The organism is Achromobacter insuavis, assembly GCF_902859645.1.
In the GTDB taxonomy this organism is placed as follows: domain Bacteria; phylum Pseudomonadota; class Gammaproteobacteria; order Burkholderiales; family Burkholderiaceae_B; genus Achromobacter; species Achromobacter insuavis.
On sequence record NZ_CADIJR010000001.1, the window covers coordinates 239,582 to 255,609 of the forward strand.

The 16,028-nt window shown below is 65.8% G+C and carries 13 protein-coding genes and 1 tRNA gene; 11 read left to right on the top strand and 3 right to left on the bottom strand.

The genetic code is table 11. The features are described from left to right. Positions 1-31: 31 nt before the first annotated feature. Positions 32-122, bottom strand: a tRNA-Ser gene (locus H0523_RS01110). A gap of 257 nt (positions 123-379) precedes the next feature. Here H0523_RS01110 and H0523_RS01115 point away from each other — a divergent pair. The 3 genes from H0523_RS01115 to yaaA all read left to right on the top strand — a co-directional run bounded on the left by H0523_RS01115 (position 380) and on the right by yaaA (position 3,342). Continuing rightward, positions 380-1,624, top strand: coding sequence for a cation:proton antiporter domain-containing protein (locus H0523_RS01115; protein ID WP_054433457.1), 1,245 nt, complete (start codon positions 380-382; stop codon positions 1,622-1,624). Between the two features lie 148 nt (positions 1,625-1,772). Continuing rightward, positions 1,773-2,555 carry a 3-hydroxybutyrate dehydrogenase gene (locus H0523_RS01120; RefSeq protein WP_049071820.1) on the top strand — a complete coding sequence of 261 codons (783 nt, stop codon included), beginning with the start codon at positions 1,773-1,775 and terminating at the stop codon, positions 2,553-2,555. Positions 2,556-2,571: 16 nt separating this feature from the next. After that, positions 2,572-3,342 carry a peroxide stress protein YaaA gene (gene yaaA, locus H0523_RS01125; RefSeq protein ID WP_054433456.1) on the top strand — a complete coding sequence of 257 codons (771 nt, stop codon included), beginning with the start codon at positions 2,572-2,574 and terminating at the stop codon, positions 3,340-3,342. Positions 3,343-3,421: 79 nt separating this feature from the next. On the opposite strand, the gene H0523_RS01130 is transcribed toward yaaA, so the two are convergent. Further along, complete coding sequence (locus H0523_RS01130; protein ID WP_054433455.1) at positions 3,422-5,644, bottom strand: FUSC family protein; 2,223 nt, start codon at positions 5,642-5,644, stop codon at positions 3,422-3,424. A 440-nt stretch (positions 5,645-6,084) separates the two neighbouring features. On the opposite strand from H0523_RS01130, the gene H0523_RS01135 reads away from it, so the two are divergent. The 4 genes from H0523_RS01135 to pssA all read left to right on the top strand — a co-directional run bounded on the left by H0523_RS01135 (position 6,085) and on the right by pssA (position 10,450). Continuing rightward, positions 6,085-7,854, top strand: a complete 1,770-nt coding sequence (locus H0523_RS01135) for an acetolactate synthase 3 catalytic subunit (protein WP_255353196.1) — start codon at positions 6,085-6,087, stop codon at positions 7,852-7,854. A 10-nt stretch (positions 7,855-7,864) separates the two neighbouring features. Next, positions 7,865-8,356: an acetolactate synthase small subunit gene (ilvN, locus tag H0523_RS01140; protein ID WP_006217868.1), complete on the top strand. Its 492-nt coding sequence runs from the start codon at positions 7,865-7,867 to the stop codon at positions 8,354-8,356. Positions 8,357-8,424: 68 nt separating this feature from the next. Beyond that, complete coding sequence (ilvC, locus tag H0523_RS01145; protein ID WP_054433454.1) at positions 8,425-9,441, top strand: ketol-acid reductoisomerase; 1,017 nt, start codon at positions 8,425-8,427, stop codon at positions 9,439-9,441. Between the two features lie 235 nt (positions 9,442-9,676). Next, positions 9,677-10,450, top strand: coding sequence for a CDP-diacylglycerol--serine O-phosphatidyltransferase (gene pssA / locus H0523_RS01150; protein ID WP_006389119.1), 774 nt, complete (start codon positions 9,677-9,679; stop codon positions 10,448-10,450). 63 nt (positions 10,451-10,513) lie between these two features. Here pssA and H0523_RS01155 read toward each other — a convergent pair whose 3' ends face one another. After that, positions 10,514-11,032, bottom strand: a complete 519-nt coding sequence (locus H0523_RS01155) for a hypothetical protein (protein ID WP_054433453.1) — start codon at positions 11,030-11,032, stop codon at positions 10,514-10,516. A 318-nt stretch (positions 11,033-11,350) separates the two neighbouring features. Here H0523_RS01155 and rpsO point away from each other — a divergent pair, with 318 nt between their 5' ends. The 4 genes from rpsO to H0523_RS01175 all read left to right on the top strand — a co-directional run bounded on the left by rpsO (position 11,351) and on the right by H0523_RS01175 (position 16,027). Then, a complete protein-coding gene (rpsO, locus tag H0523_RS01160; protein WP_006223612.1) occupies positions 11,351-11,620 on the top strand; it encodes a 30S ribosomal protein S15 in 270 nt (89 codons plus the stop codon). 90 nt (positions 11,621-11,710) lie between these two features. After that, positions 11,711-13,867 (top strand): polyribonucleotide nucleotidyltransferase, encoded by a 2,157-nt coding sequence (gene pnp, locus H0523_RS01165; protein ID WP_054433452.1) that lies wholly within the window; start codon positions 11,711-11,713, stop codon positions 13,865-13,867. Between the two features lie 203 nt (positions 13,868-14,070). Next, positions 14,071-14,796, top strand: a complete 726-nt coding sequence (locus tag H0523_RS01170; RefSeq protein ID WP_054433451.1) for a hypothetical protein — start codon at positions 14,071-14,073, stop codon at positions 14,794-14,796. Between the two features lie 13 nt (positions 14,797-14,809). Further along, positions 14,810-16,027 (top strand): threonine ammonia-lyase, encoded by a 1,218-nt coding sequence (locus tag H0523_RS01175; RefSeq protein ID WP_054433450.1) that lies wholly within the window; start codon positions 14,810-14,812, stop codon positions 16,025-16,027. Position 16,028: the final 1 nt, after the last annotated feature.

A 16,028-nucleotide genomic window follows, 5' to 3' on the forward strand; every position in this document is an offset into this window, starting at 1 on the left:
CAATCCCGAGGGATTGGCCTTTTTTGAATACTGGCGGAGAGGGTGGGATTCGAACCCACGGTACGGGGATACCGTACGCCTGATTTCGAGTCAGGTACATTCGACCACTCTGCCACCTCTCCGTGGCTGGGTTCCGCAACGGTGAAATTCCAGTGGCCGGTATCAGGGGCGAGCCCATCAGCGGTTCCTGGTTTCCCACGATCAGATTCCTGGTCGGAAGAATCTGCGTTGTCGGAGCAGCGAAGCCCGCAATTCTACAGCAAAAAAAACTTTTGTGTAAAGCCTTTCGATGTCGGGCGCTTCAGACGGTTTCCCCGGCTTTCCCGTTGGGCAATCTTTGCGCAGAATCGGACTGTCTCGATCCGCACGCCTCGCGCCGATGAATCTGATCCTCATCCTGTTGCTTGCCGCCGTCCTGTGCGTGCCGCTGACCCAGCGGCTGGGGCTGGGCGCGATCCCGGGCTACCTGCTGGCCGGCGTGCTGGTGGGGCCGTCGTGCCTGAAGCTGGTGACCGACGTGGGCGACATGGTCAATGTGTCGCAGTGGGGCGTGGTGATGATGCTGTTCATCATCGGCCTGGAGCTGGCGCCGCGGCGCCTGTGGGCCATGCGCCACGAGGTGTTCACGCTGGGGGCGTCGCAGATGCTGGCCTGCGGGCTGCTGCTGGGGCTGGTGTTCGGCGCCGCGCTGCGCCATCTGGCCGGCATGGGCTGGCAGGTGGCGGTGCTGTGCGGGCTGTCGCTGGCCCTGTCGTCCACCGCGGTGGCCATGCGGCTGCTGGAAGAGCGCGGCCTGACGCGCACGCCGATGGGGCGCTCGGCGCTGGGGGTGCTGCTGTTCCAGGACATGGCGGCGATCCCGATGCTGGTGGCGGCCGGACTGCTGGGCAGCGGCCAGGCGTCGGAGCCGTCGTTCAAGGAAGCGCTGGTGGCGGTGGCGGTGGTGGCGGTGGCCTACCGGCTGCGGCTGCTGGGCTGGGCGGCCAAGGCGCAGTTGAAGGAATTGTTCACCGCGGCGGCGCTGCTGATGGTGATCGGCGCCGCCCAGCTGTTCAACTACGCCGGCCTGTCGGCGGGCCTGGGCGGCTTCCTGGTGGGGGTGCTGATGGCCGAGTCGCGCTATCGCGACGAACTGGAAAACGCCATCGAGCCGTTCAAGGGGCTGCTGCTGGGCCTGTTCTTCGTCGCGATCGGCATGTCCGTGAACCTGCACGTGGTGGCGGATCACTGGGCCTTCATCCTGGCGGGCGTGACGGCGCTGCTGCTGGTCAAGGCGCTGGTGCTGTACGGCTTCGCGCGGTTCCTGGGCCTGCCGCGCTATCACCGCCTGCTGTTCGCCATGGTGCTGGCGCAGGGCGGTGAATTCAGCTTCGCCATCTTCAACGAGGCCTGGAGCAACCGCCTGATGGACCTGGACCAGCGCGACGTGCTGGCGGTGGTGGTGGCGGTGTCGATGGGCGTGGTGCCGATCCTGATCAAGCTGCTCGAGCGCGTGCCGGAGCGCCTGGGGGGCATGGCGGACCTGCCGGCGCCGCCGCCCGCCGAGACGGCGCAGGACCGGTCGGATTCCGCGCCGCCGCCGCGCCAGGCGGAGCCGCCGGATTCCCCGTCGCCGCATCCTTGACCCCGCGCCGCGTGGGGGCATGGCATGATGGGCGCCTTGCCGGGCAGCTACACTTGACGCTGTTTTTCAGCCCGTGTTTCGCCCACGGCGGCGGCCGGCGCGTTCCGGCCGCCGCCCGCCTTCCGCGCCCCGCCACAGGAGAACATCTATGCTCAAAGGAAAAGTCGCAGTCGTCACCGGTTCCACCAGCGGGATCGGCCTGGGTATCGCCACCGCGCTGGCCGCGCAGGGCGCCGATATCGTCCTGAACGGCTTCGGCGACGCCGCCGAGATCGAAAAGGTGCGCGCCGGCCTGGCCGCCCAGCATGGCGTCAAGGTGCTGTACGACGGCGCCGACCTGTCCAAGGGCGAGGCCGTGCGCGGCCTGGTCGACAACGCGGTGCGCCAGATGGGCCGCATCGACATCCTGGTCAACAACGCCGGCATCCAGCACACCGCGCTGATCGAGGACTTTCCCACCGAAAAATGGGACGCCATCCTGGCGCTGAACCTGTCGGCCGTGTTCCATGGCACCGCCGCCGCGCTGCCGCACATGAAGAAGCAGGGCTTCGGCCGCATCATCAACATCGCCTCGGCGCACGGCCTGGTGGCCTCGGCCAACAAGTCGGCCTACGTCGCCGCCAAGCACGGCGTGGTGGGCTTCACCAAGGTGACCGCGCTGGAAACCGCCGGCCAGGGCATCACCGCCAACGCCATCTGCCCGGGCTGGGTGCGCACTCCGCTGGTCGAAAAGCAGATCTCGGCGCTGGCCGAAAAGAACGGCGTCGACCAGGAAACCGCCGCGCGCGAACTGCTCAGCGAAAAGCAGCCGTCGCTGCAATTCGTCACGCCCGAACAACTGGGCGGCACGGCCGTCTTCCTGGCCTCCGATGCCGCCGCGCAAATCACCGGCACGACCGTCTCCGTCGATGGCGGCTGGACGGCGCGCTGATCAAAGGAATCTCCGAATGCTGTTTCTGCTTTCCCCCGCCAAGAAGCTGGACTACGACTCGCCGGTGCACGTCGAGACGCACACCCAGCCGCTGTTCGTGGACCAGGCCGCCGGCCTGATCAAGGTCCTGAAGACCAAGACCGCGGACGACATCGCCGAACTGATGAGCCTGAGCCCGGCCCTGTCCGAGCTCAACGTGCAGCGCTACGGCCACTGGAATCGCACCTTCACGCAGGCCAATTCGCGCCAGGCCGTGCTGGCCTTCAATGGCGACGTGTATGAAGGCCTGGAGGCCTCGACGCTGTCGGCCAGGCAGCTGGACTGGGCCCAGGAACACGTGGCCATCCTCAGCGGCCTGTATGGCGTGCTGCGGCCGCTCGACCTGATGCAGCCGTACCGCCTGGAAATGGGCACGCGCCTGGAAACGCCCAAGGGCAAGAACCTGTACGAATACTGGGGCAGCGGCATCGCCGACTACCTCAACGAGCGCCAGGCCGGCCAGAAGGCGCCGGTCATCGTCAACCTGGCGTCCGAAGAGTATTTCAAGTCGGTCGACCTGAAGGCGCTCAAGGCGCGCGTGGTGCAGTGCGTGTTCCAGGACTGGAAGAACGGCGCCTGGAAGATCATCAGCTTCCACGCCAAGCGCGCGCGCGGCCTGATGGCGCGCTACGCCATCCTGCACAAGGTGTCCAAGCCCGAGGGCCTGCACGGCTTCGACCTGGAAGGCTATCAGTACGACGCCTCGGCCTCCACCGAAAACAAGCTGGTGTTCCGCCGCAAGCTCTGAGCGATCCGGACGCGCCAGGTAAAAAGCCGGCCCCTGATCGGGGCCGGCTTTTTTTGTGCTGGAAGCGTGCGTGGATGCGTCAGGCCGGCGCCGCCACCGGCGGCGCGTGCTGCGGATCGGCCAGCGCGTGCAGCTCCTGGCGGATCATGTGGGTGGCCTTGAGCATCTGTTTGACCGGATAGACCAGCGCCGCCTGTTCGCCTTCGGTGTCGAACTGGGTGGGCAGGTCGGCGGGCGCCTGCGCGCGGTTCTCGTCCAGCAGGTCGACCATGCCGGCCAGCGCCCGCTGCACCGCCTCGGGCGTGGCCGGCAAAGCGGCCAGGATGGGAATGGCGGCGGTGATCTGCGAGGCCAGCACGTGGTTCTGGATCAGCAGGTTGTTCAGTTCTGGCACGCTGACCTGGTGCGACTTGGGCTCGCTCATCATGCGGTAGAAGGCCTCGGCGAAATTGCTGAAGGCGATGTGCACGTTCTTGCGCGCCAGGCGCCAGGCCAGGTCGGCGTCGGTGACCGCGGGCGTCGCGTCGGCGGCCGCGCCCACCGGCGCGCCATGCGTCTGCATCGCTTCCACGTAGCGCATGCCGGCCATCAGGTATTCCCGGTTGGCGCGGGTGGCGGCCGCCGCCAGCGGCTTGAGGTAGCGCGCCTCCCACCACGGCAGGATGTAGCTGCACACCAGCGCCAGCGCGCAGCCGATCAGCGTGTCGATGGCGCGTTCGCCGATCACCGACATCGACACCGTGCCGGGCGAGACGAAGTGGAACACCAGCACCACGAACAGCGTGTTGAAGATGGCGCTGGCCATGTAGTTCAGCTGCACCATGCTGTTGCCCATGATGCAGGCGCCCATCAGCACCGCGAACAGGATGGCGGGCTTGTCGGTGACGTTGAACAGCAGCAGCGCGCAGATGCAGCCGATCAGCGTGCCCATCAGGCGCCAGCCGTTGCGCTGGCGGGTCAGCGCGAAGCCCGGCTTCATGATGATGACGATGGTCAGCATGATCCAGTAGTTGTGCGCCGAGAACGCCGGCGACAGCCAGCGGCTGGCCAGCGTCATGGCGATGGCGGCGGCGGCCGTCACGCGCAGCGCATAGCGGAAATGCGGGGAATCCAGCCGCAGGTTGCTGGTCAGCAGGCCGACCCGGAATTCCTGGCGCGAGATGAAGCGCGTCAGCGACTTGTTGATGCGCAGCACGTCGGTGGGCTGGGCGTGGGGCGAGGCGGCGGTGTGGTCGGCCAGCCGGTCGACGATGCGGGCTGAGTTGCGCAGCCGCCGCAGCACCTGCACGATCAGCGCCAGCATTTCCGGCTCGCGCTCGCCCAGGCCCTGCTGCTTGAGCTGTTCGATCTCGTATTCGATGGCGCGCAGCTCGGCCTTGGCGCTGCTGCGGTACTGCACCTTGCGGCCGCGCGACACGTCCAGCGCGATGCGGTTCAGCTCCAGCGACATCTTCACCAGCGCGTCGCGCATGAACATCAGGCAGTCGTTGCCGGCCAGCGCGCGCCGCAGCGCGGCGTAGTCGGTGTGGGTGGCCACCAGCGTGTCGAGCAGTTGCAGCATGTCGACGAACATGTTCCAGATCATCACGCGGCGGCGGTCGCCCAGGCCCTTGCCGCGGGGCAGGGCGCGCAGCACCATGTCGCGCGCGGCCTGGTGCTTCTCGGTCATGATCGACTGGCGCTGGATCAGGTTGCGGTAGGCCTCGTCCAGGTCGGCGGTCTCGTCGTAGAACGCGGCGCGCGCGGCGACATAATCGGCGGTGGCGAACAACGCCACCGACATCGCCTGCTGCTCCTCGCGCAGCCAGAACAGGCGCGAGAACCCCAGGCTGAAGGCCACGTAGAACAGCGCCCCGCCCAGGGTCGCGGCGGCGTGCGCCAGCACCTCGTGGGCCTCGAGCGGCGAATGCATGGTCAGCGTCATCAGCAGCAGGCCGGCAAAGCCGATCAGGCCGCCGCGCTTGCCGAACACCGTGAACATGGAATAGACGAAGCACTGCGCGATGACCACCAGCCAGATCAGCACGGGATGGGTCGAGGCCAGGCCGGTGATGATGACGGTCAGCGTGCCCAGCGCCGCGCCGCCCAGCATCTCGTTGGTGCGATGCCGCTGCGGGCCGCCGGGCTGGTCGATGATGGCCAGGCACTGGGCGCCGAAGGTGGCGACCAGGCCGGTGGTGTAGTGGCCGAACAGTCCGCCCAGCACCAGCACCGGCAACAGCATGCCGACCCCCTGGCGCACCCCTCCGAAGAAGTAGTGGCTGTAGAGGAAGCGGCGAATGCTGGCAATGCGCAGATCCATGGGCGGCGGGGCTCGGTTCCGGGTGACGCGTCAAGTATAGAGAGGCTGGCTGCGTTTTAGGGGTCGGATGGTTACCAGACTTTCCCGCAGTGGCCGGCGCGACTTCCGTGCAACGTCCGCGAAACCTCGATTTGCTAGCTTTGACGCAACGCGGTAAATTGCTCCACTTGCGCCGGTCTGCCTATCCGAAACCGGTGCGATGAGGCGGATGGCCAGGGTCACCTCCCAGCCATCCTGCAGCAGATACATTTGCCGTTGGCCGCGCCACAAGCGTGTGTTGCCAAGGCTTCCATTTCGACCTCCAGCGTCCCCCAGGGGCGTTAGCACTGCGTTCTGTCGAGCGTGTGCCGGGTCGGCAGGGTGTCCGGGTGGCGTGGCTCCGTGAGCCGCTAAGCGCCGGATCATGTTGCCGTAGCCGGTATGGGTTCAGTTGCCGCCGTATCCGGGCGCGCAGCAGTCAGGGTTGCAGGGCCGGTTTTGAAAGGAAAGACAACATGGAAATGAATGGCGCCGATATCGTCGTGCGCTGCCTGGCCGATGAAGGCGTGGAACACGTTTTCGGCTACCCTGGCGGCGCGGTGCTCTACATCTACGACGCGATTTTCAAGCAGGACAAATTCCAGCATATCCTGGTTCGTCACGAGCAAGCCGCCGTGCACGCGGCCGATGCCTACTCGCGCTCGTCGCAGAAGGTCGGCGTCTGCATCGTGACCAGCGGTCCGGGCGTGACCAATGCCGTCACCGGCATCGCCACCGCCTACATGGACTCCATCCCCATGGTCATCATCAGCGGGCAGGTGCCCACTGCGGCCATTGGCGAGGACGCCTTCCAGGAATGCGACACCGTCGGCATCACCCGTCCCTGCGTCAAGCACAACTTCCTGGTGCGTGACGTCAAGGACCTGGCCGAAACCATGCGCCGCGCGTTCTACATCGCGCGCACCGGCCGTCCCGGCCCGGTGCTGGTGGACATCCCCAAGGACATCACCGTCGCGCAGTGCAAGTACACCCCGCCCAAGGGCGAGATCTCGATGCGTTCCTACGCGCCCGTCAACAAGGGCCACCAGGGGCAGATCAAGAAAGCCGTGCAGATGCTGCTGGCCGCCGAGCGGCCGATGATCTACACCGGCGGCGGGGTCATCCTGTCGAACGCCGCGCCCGAGCTGAACAAGCTCGTGTCGCAACTGGGCGCTCCCTGCACCAGCACCCTGATGGGCCTGGGCGGCTTCCCCGCCAGCAGCGGCCAGTTCGTCGGCATGCCCGGCATGCACGGCACCTACGAGGCCAACATGGCGATGCAGCACTGCGACGTGCTGCTGGCCATCGGCGCCCGTTTCGACGACCGCGTGATCGGCAATCCCAAGCACTTCGCCCAGAACGCCCGCAAGATCATCCATATCGATATCGACCCGTCGTCGATCTCCAAGCGCGTGCGCGTGGACGTCCCGATCGTCGGCAACGTCAAGGATGTGCTGGCCGACCTGAGCGCGCAGTACGAGGCCGCCGCCGCCGAGCACAAGCCGGCTTCCATCGCCAAGTGGTGGGAGCAGGTCGAGACCTGGCGCGGCAAGGAATGCCTCAAGTTCGCCAATTCGGACGAGGTCATCAAGCCGCAGTACGTGGTGGAAAAGCTCTGGGAAGTGACCGGCGGCGACGCCTTCGTCACCTCCGACGTGGGCCAGCACCAGATGTGGGCGGCGCAGTACTACAAGTTCGACAAGCCGCGCCGCTGGATCAACTCCGGCGGCCTGGGCACCATGGGGGTGGGCCTGCCCTACGCCATGGGCGTGCAGATGGCCAATCCGGGTCATGACATCGCCGTGATCACCGGCGAGGCCTCGATCCAGATGAACATCCAGGAACTGTCGACCTGCGCCCAGTACCGCCTGACGCCCAAGATCGTCTGCCTGAACAACCGCTTCCTGGGCATGGTCCGGCAGTGGCAGCAGATCGACTACGGCTCGCGCTACTCCGAGTCGTACATGGATTCGCTGCCCGACTTCGTCAAGGTGGCCGAGGCCTACGGCCACGTGGGCCTGCGCATCGAGCGCCCGGCCGACGTCGAGCCGGCGCTGCGCGAAGCGTTCAAGAAGCACAAGGAGCGCCTGGTCTTCCTGGACTTCATCACCGACCGCACCGAAAACGTGTGGCCGATGGTCAAGGCCGGCCGCGGGCTGACCGAAATGCTGCTCGGCTCTGAAGACCTGTAAGGAGGCCACCATGAAGCACGTGATTTCCGTCCTCCTCGAAAACGAGCCCGGCGCGCTGTCGCGCGTGGTCGGCCTGTTCTCGGCGCGGGGCTACAACATCGAGACCCTGACCGTGGCGCCCACCGAGGACGCCACGCTGTCGCGCATGACCATCGTCACGACCGGCTCGGATGAAGTCATCGAGCAGATCACCAAGCACCTGAACCGCCTGGTGGACGTGGTCAAGGTCGTGGACCTGACCGAAGGCGCGCACATCGAGCGCGAGCTGATGCTCGTGAAGGTGCGCGCGGTCGGCAAGGAACGCGAGGAAATGAAGCGCATGGCGGACATCTTCCGCGGGCGCATCATCGATGTGACCGACAAGTCCTACACCATCGAATTGACCGGGGTGCAGGAAAAAGTACAGGCCTTCCTGGAAGCCCTGGACCGCAGTGCCATCCTTGAAACCGTGCGCACCGGCGTGTCCGGCATCGGCCGCGGTGAACGGATTCTGAAGATTTGACCGGCCTTCCAGGCCAAGCCGCACCCTACATACGAACCAACGAATATCCAAGATATCTGGAGCACCCCATGAAAGTTTTCTACGACAAAGACTGCGATCTCTCCCTCATCAAAGGCAAGACCGTTGCCATCATCGGCTATGGCTCGCAAGGCCACGCGCACGCGCAGAACCTGCATGAGTCGGGCGTGAAGGTCATCGTCGGCCTGCGCAAGGGCGGCGCCTCGTGGAACAAGGCCGCCAACGCCGGCCTGGAAGTCAAGGAAGTGGCGGACGCCGTCAAGTCGGCCGACATCGTCATGATGCTGCTGCCCGACGAGAACATCGCCTCGGTCTACAACAAGGAAGTGCACGCCAACATCAAGGCGGGCGCCGCCCTGGCCTTCGCCCACGGCTTCAACGTCCACTACGGCCAGGTCGTGCCGCGTGAAGACATCGACGTCATCATGATCGCCCCGAAGGCCCCCGGCCACACGGTGCGCAACACCTACAAGCAGGGTGGCGGCGTGCCCCACCTGGTGGCCGTGTACCAGGACAAGTCGGGCGCCGCGCGCGACGTGGCCCTGTCGTACGCCAGCGCCAACGGCGGCGGCCGTGCCGGCATCATCGAAACCAACTTCCGTGAAGAAACCGAAACCGACCTGTTCGGCGAACAGGCCGTGCTGTGCGGCGGTACAGTCGAACTGATCAAGGCCGGTTTCGACACGCTGGTGGAAGCCGGCTACGCGCCCGAAATGGCGTACTTCGAGTGCCTGCACGAACTGAAGCTGATCGTCGACCTGATCTATGAAGGCGGCATCGCCAACATGAATTACTCGATCTCGAACAACGCCGAGTTCGGCGAGTACGAAACCGGCCCGAAGATCGTCACCGACGAAACCCGCAAGGCCATGCGCCAGTGCCTGACGGACATCCAGACCGGCGAATACGCCAAGAAGTTCATCCTGGAAAACGCCGCCGGCGCCCCGACGCTGACCTCGCGCCGCCGCATCAACGCGGAATCGCAGATCGAAGTGGTGGGTGGCAAGCTGCGCGCCATGATGCCCTGGATCGCCGCCAACAAGCTGGTGGACAAGTCCAAGAACTGATTCCGGTTTCCGCGCGGGGTTTGCGCCCCGCGCGCACCGGCCGAAAGCGGCATGCCTCGCGAGGGCATGCCGTTTTTATTTGCGCAGAAAGTGCGCGAAGGCGGGCGCGCCGCCGGGGCGCGGGCGGGCTTTTCGCGCCGGCGGGGCCGGATCGCGGCGGGCATGCCCCTTGCTGCGGCCCGTTGTGGGGCCAGATGAGTTAACCTTTCAATGTCTGTCGTAAGTAATTGAGACCATGCCCAATTTTTCCATGCGCGATTCCGAGAACCGCCACCGAAGCATCTACCTGCTGCCCAACGCATTCACCACCGCGGCGTTGTTCGCGGGGTTCTATGCCGTGGTGCAGGCCATGAACAACCGCTTCGAGGTCGCCGCCATCGCCATTTTCGTGGCCATGGTGCTGGACGGCATGGACGGCCGGGTGGCCCGCCTGACCAACACCCAATCGGCCTTCGGCGAGCAATACGACTCGCTGTCCGACATGACCTCGTTCGGCGTGGCGCCGGCGCTGGTGATGTACGAATGGATCCTGAACGACCTGGGCCGCTGGGGCTGGCTCGCGGCGTTCGTCTACGTGGCCGGGGCCGCGCTGCGCCTGGCGCGCTTCAATACCAATATCGCGGTGGTCGACAAGCGCTACTTCCAGGGCCTGCCGAGCCCGGCCGCGGCGGCGCTGGTGGCCGGCTTCGTGTGGCTGGCGGTCGACAACAAGCTGCCGATCCACGACAGTGTGATGGCCTGGGTCGCGTTCACGCTGACCATGTACGCCGGCATCACCATGGTGTCCAACGCCCCGTTCTTCAGCGGCAAGAGCTTCGCCCTGGGCCGCAGCGTGCCGTTCTGGGGCATCCTGCTGGTGGTGGCGGTGTTCGTGTTCGTCTCCAGCGATCCCCCGGTGGTGCTGTTCGGCCTGTTCGTGCTGTACGGCTTTTCGGGCTGGGTCATCTGGGCCTGGCGCTGGAACCGCGCCCGCCGGCTGCAGCAGGAACGGCGTGGCCAGTCGTCCTGATCCGGCGCTGCCAAGAAAAAACCCGCCTTTCGGCGGGTTTTTTCTTGGGCGGCCCGGGAAGGATCAGCGCCACATGAAGCGGTCGTCGTCGTACATCGGGTCCGGACCAGGGTGGAAGTGGGTCACCCCGGTGCCGTCGCGTCCCATGTAGACATACATCAGTGAATTCCAGACGCTGTTCTCCTTGTAGCGGTACGACCAGATGACCTCGCGCTTCTCGCCCAGGCCGGCCTGGTCGATGCGGGCCGGGGGGCCGAACTCGCAGCGCACGCGCTCGGGGCTCCATTGGCCTTGCTCCAGCACCTTGAAGTGGGCATCGGTCAGCAGTGGCAGGACGCGGTCGACCCGGCCGTCGGCGCCGACATTGGCGCCCCAGGCGTATTGGCCCATGGGTTGTTGCGTCCAGATCACGCGGCGGCCGCCGTTGGCTTGCGGGCATTCGAAGTTGGGGCGGCCGAACTGGGCCTGGACGTCGGCCAGGGGCGTGCCGGGCGCAACCTGGGCCAGGTTGGCGCAGGCGGCCAGGCTGGCGAGGGCCGCGGCGGCCAGGGTGGTGCGGGCAAGTTTGTAATAATTTGACATGTTGTTGCTCCTGTGGCCTGCCGCCGAGGCGGTGGCGCGACATCCGGCGGCGGGTCGGTGGTGTCACTGGGGTAATTCTAGCGAATCGGCTATAATCAGCAGGCTTTATCAAGTGTATTGATTTTGCACGATGCTTTGCGCCGGCAACGGGGCTGGACTGGATCGGAATGAAATGGGGCTTTCAGCCTTGTTTTCCGGCATTGCCAGGGCAGTCTCGAAGCAGCAGTGAGAACGCAACAACGCTTACCGCCGGCAGCGATTTTTTTCCAAACCACGTCAGGGCGCCTCGGCCCTGTCGCATGTCCGAAGAGGTCATCAATGTCCGTAGCTGACATCAAGAAATCCGATATCGTTGCGCAGTTCCAACGCGCTCAAGGCGATACCGGCTCCCCCGAAGTTCAGGTGGCTCTGCTCACCGCCCGTATCAACGAGCTGACCGGTCACTTCAAAGAACACATGAAGGACCATCACTCGCGCCGCGGTCTGCTGCGTATGGTCAGCCGTCGCCGCAAGCTGCTCGACTATCTCAAGGGCCGCAATCCCGATTCGTACCGCGCACTGATCGAAAAACTCGGTCTGCGCAAGTGATCGACGGGGCTGGCTCCCCATGACGCAACCGTGGTCGGTGCGACGCATGTCGCGACGGCCACGGTTTTTCATTTGTAAGGAATAATCGTCATGTTCAATAAAGTGACAAAATCGTTCCAGTACGGCCAGCACACGGTCGTCCTGGAAACTGGCGAAATCGCTCGCCAGGCCTCCGGCGCCGTTGTGGTGTCGATCGAGGACACCGTCGTCCTGGCCACTGTCGTGGCCTCCAAGAAGGCCAAGCCCGGCCAGACGTTCTTCCCCCTGACCGTCGACTACATCGAGAAGACCTACGCCGCGGGCCGCATCCCCGGTGGCTTCTTCAAGCGTGAAGGCAAGCCGTCCGAGAAGGAAACGCTGACCTCGCGCCTGATCGACCGTCCCCTGCGTCCGCTGTTCCCCGAAGACTTCTACAACGAAGTCCAGGTGGTCATCCACACGCTGTCGGTCAACCCCGAAATCGATCCGGACATCGCCGCCATGATCGGCGCGTCGGCCGCCCTGGCCATCTCCGGCATCCCCTTCAACGGCCCGATCGGCGCCGCCCGCGTGGGTTACATCGATGGCCAGTACGCCATCAACCCGACCGCGTCGCAGCTGAAGTCGTCGAAGCTGGACCTGGTGGTCGCCGGTACCGAAAACGCCGTGCTGATGGTGGAATCGGAAGCCGACCAGCTGTCCGAGGAAATCATGCTGGGCGGCGTGGTCTACGGCCACGAGCAGATGCAGGCCGTCATCAACGCCATCCACGAACTGGTCAAGGACGCCGGCAAGCCCGATTGGGACTGGCAAGCGCCCGCCAAGGACGAGGCCCTGATCGCCGCCGTGACCGCGGCCGCCCAGGAAGGCCTGAACGCCGCCTACCAGATCCGTGAAAAGCAGGCCCGCACCACCAAGCTGCGCGAAGTGTCGGCTGACGTGTCGGCCAAGCTGAACGCCGCCGCCGCCGAAAAGGGCGAGCCGGCGCCGGACGCCGTCACCGTCGACAACATCATGTTCTCGCTGGAATCGGCCATCGTCCGCGGCCAGATCCTGAACGGCGAACCGCGTATCGACGGTCGCGACACCCGCACCGTGCGTCCGATCAGCGTGCGTCTGGGCGTGCTGCCCCGCGCGCACGGCAGCGCCCTGTTCACCCGTGGTGAAACCCAGGCGCTGGTCGTGGCCACGCTGGGCACCAAGCAGGACGAGCAGATCATCGACGCGCTGATGGGCGAGTACCGTGACCGCTTCATGATGCACTACAACATGCCTCCGTTCGCCACCGGCGAAACCGGTCGCATCGGCGTGCCCAAGCGCCGCGAAATCGGCCACGGCCGCCTGGCCAAGCGCTCGCTGATTCCGCTGCTGCCGGCCCCGGAAGACTTCCAGTACACCATCCGCATCGTGTCGGAAATCACCGAGTCCAACGGCTCGTCGTCGATGGCTTCGGTCTGCGGCGGCTCGCTGGCCATGATGGACGCCGGCGTGCCGGTCAAGGATCACGTGGCCGGCGTGGCCATGGGCCTGATCCTGGACGGCGGCAAGTTCGCCGTGCTGACCGATATCCTGGGTGACGAAGATCACCTGGGCGACATGGACTTCAAGGTTGCGGGCACCGAAAACGGCGTCACCGCGCTGCAGATGGACATCAAGATCCAGGGCATCACCAAGGAAATCATGCAAGTGGCGCTGGCGCAAGCCCGCGAAGGCCGCCTGCACATCCTGGGCAAGATGAAGGAAGCGCTGGACGGTTCGCGCGGCGAGCTGTCGGCTTTCGCCCCGCGCATGCTGACCATCAAGATCAACCCCGAGAAGATCCGCGACGTGATCGGCAAGGGCGGCGCCACCATCCGCGCGCTGACCGAAGAGACCGGCACCCAGATCGACATCTCCGACGACGGCACGATCGTGATCGCCAGCGTCGACGAAGCGCAGGCCAAGGAAGCCCAGCGCCGCATCGTCGAGCTGACCGCCGACGTCGAAGTGGGCCAGATCTACGACGGCTCGGTCCTGCGCCTGCTGGACTTCGGCGCCATCGTGCAAGTGCTGCCGGGCCGCGACGGCCTGCTGCACATCTCGGAAATCGCCAACTACCGCATCGCCAACATCAACGATGTGCTGAAGGTCGGCCAGCAAGTCCGCGTCAAGGTCATCGAGGCCGACGACAAGGGCCGCCTGCGCCTGTCCATCAAGGCGATCGGCGGCATCGAGCAGCAGCAAGCCGCTGCCGAAGCCGCCCCGCAAGCGGAACCGCAAGCCGAATAAGGCCTGCCTTTCCCTGCTGAAAAACGGCGCCGCGAGGCGCCGTTTTTCTTTGGCGCGGTCGCAGGCTGATTCATCTCCTTTCGTCTTCGAATCCCCCGCATCTCCCATCTTCGCGTGCCTTACGGTAAAGTCTTGCGCGTGACACGAGCGTCGGCGGCGCAAGCCGGCCAGGCGCCAGACAGGGGGATAGGGATGGATCGAGCATGAGGCGATGGCGAGCACCCGCGGCCGCGATGCTGCTGCTCGGGCCGCTGCTGGCGGGCTGCATGTCGCCGCCGGGGCCGGGCCAGGGATCTCCCAAGGGCGAGAGCATGTCGGCCGACCAGCTGGTCCAGACCGATTTCAACCGCACCGTCACGCTTGAAGTGCGCGACAACCTGGCCAGCCTCTACAGCCTGCTGGACAAGCTCTACCGCCGCAATCCGCGCGAATGGCGCAAGACCGGCGCGCCCGACCACGCGACCGCGGTGGCGCGCGCCCGCCACGCGATCGAGGTGCGCATCCCGCCGGCCGACCTGACCGGCCTGCACGACATCCAGATCCTGGCGGTCTCGCTCGACCCCAACTACACCGGCGACCGGGTCGGCGCCTTCATCTACGGCCTGGCCGACACCATCATCGCCGCCCACAACGGCAAGACCCGCCTGTACGCCACCGACGCGCTGGACGGGCAGCGGGTCTACAATGCCGCACGGAACGTCGAGGCGGCGGCCTGGCTGCTGGCGTCGCGCCGCAACAACCGTGGCGAGCCGTTGCTGCTGGCCAATGAAATGTCGCAGCAGGCCACCAACCTCAGTTTCGAGCGCGAGTTCGGCGCCATCATCGGCCGGCTCGACCTGATCGCCAACCTGCTTGGCGAGAATTCGCGCCGTATCGGCATCAACTACGCGCAAGGCCTTTTACTCTTCAATTTCCTGCCGGTGCGCTAACGGGATTTCCATCGTGATCGATATCGCTTCCATCCAGACCGCCCGCGAAAATCTGCGCGGCCAGGTGCTCAAGACCCCGTTCACGCTGTCGCGCACGCTGTCCGACATCTTCGGCGCCGAGATCTGGCTGAAATTCGAGAACCTGCAGTTCACCGCCAGCTTCAAGGAGCGCGGCGCGCTCAACCGCATGCTGACGCTGTCTGACGAAGAGCGCCGCGCCGGCGTGATCGCCGTGTCGGCCGGCAACCACGCGCAGGGCGTGGCCTACCACGCGCAGCGCATGGGCGTGCCCGCCGTGATCGTGATGCCGCGCTTCACGCCGACCGTGAAGGTCGCCAACACGCGCCGCTTCGGCGCCGAGGTGGTGCTGGCCGGCGATACCTTCGATGACGCCAAGGCGCATGGCTACGAGCTGGCCAAGCAGCGCGGGCTCATCATGATCCATCCCTATGACGACGAAGCCGTGATCGCGGGGCAGGGCACGGTGGCGCTGGAAATGCTGGAAGACCAGCCGCAGCTGGACATGCTGGTGATCGCCATCGGCGGCGGCGGCCTGATCTCGGGCATCTCCACCGCAGCCAAGGCGCTCAAGCCCGGCATCGAGATCATCGGGGTGCAGACCGAACGTTTCCCCGCCATGTACGCCGCGGTCAAGGGCGTGTCGATGCCGCAGGGCCAGTACACCATCGCCGAAGGCATCGCGGTGAAATCGCCGGGCGGGCTGACGCAGCCCATCGTCAGCCGGCTGGTCGACGACATCGAACTGGTCAGCGAGGCCGACATCGAGCACGCCATCGTGGTGCTGCTGGAAATCGAAAAGACCGTGGTCGAAGGCGCCGGCGCGGCCGGCCTGGCGGCGCTGCTGCGTGCGCAGGAAGCGGGCAGCGAGCGGTTCAAGGGCAAGCGCATCGGCCTGGTGCTGACGGGCGGCAACATCGACCCGCTGATGCTGGGCGAGCTGATCGAGCGCGGCATGGTGCGCGCCGGCCGCCTGGCGCGCATCCGCGTCGACCTGCGCGACCTGCCGGGCGCGTTGGCCCACGCCACCAAGCTGATCGCCGATGCCCAGGCCAACATCACCGAAGTGCATCACCAGCGCGCGTTCACCTCACTGCCGGTGCGCAACGTGGAGGTCGACTTCGTGCTGCAGACGCGCGGGCCGGAGCACATCCAGGAAGTCATCGACATCCTCAACGCGGCCGGTTTCGCGGCTAGCAACCACGATCATTGAA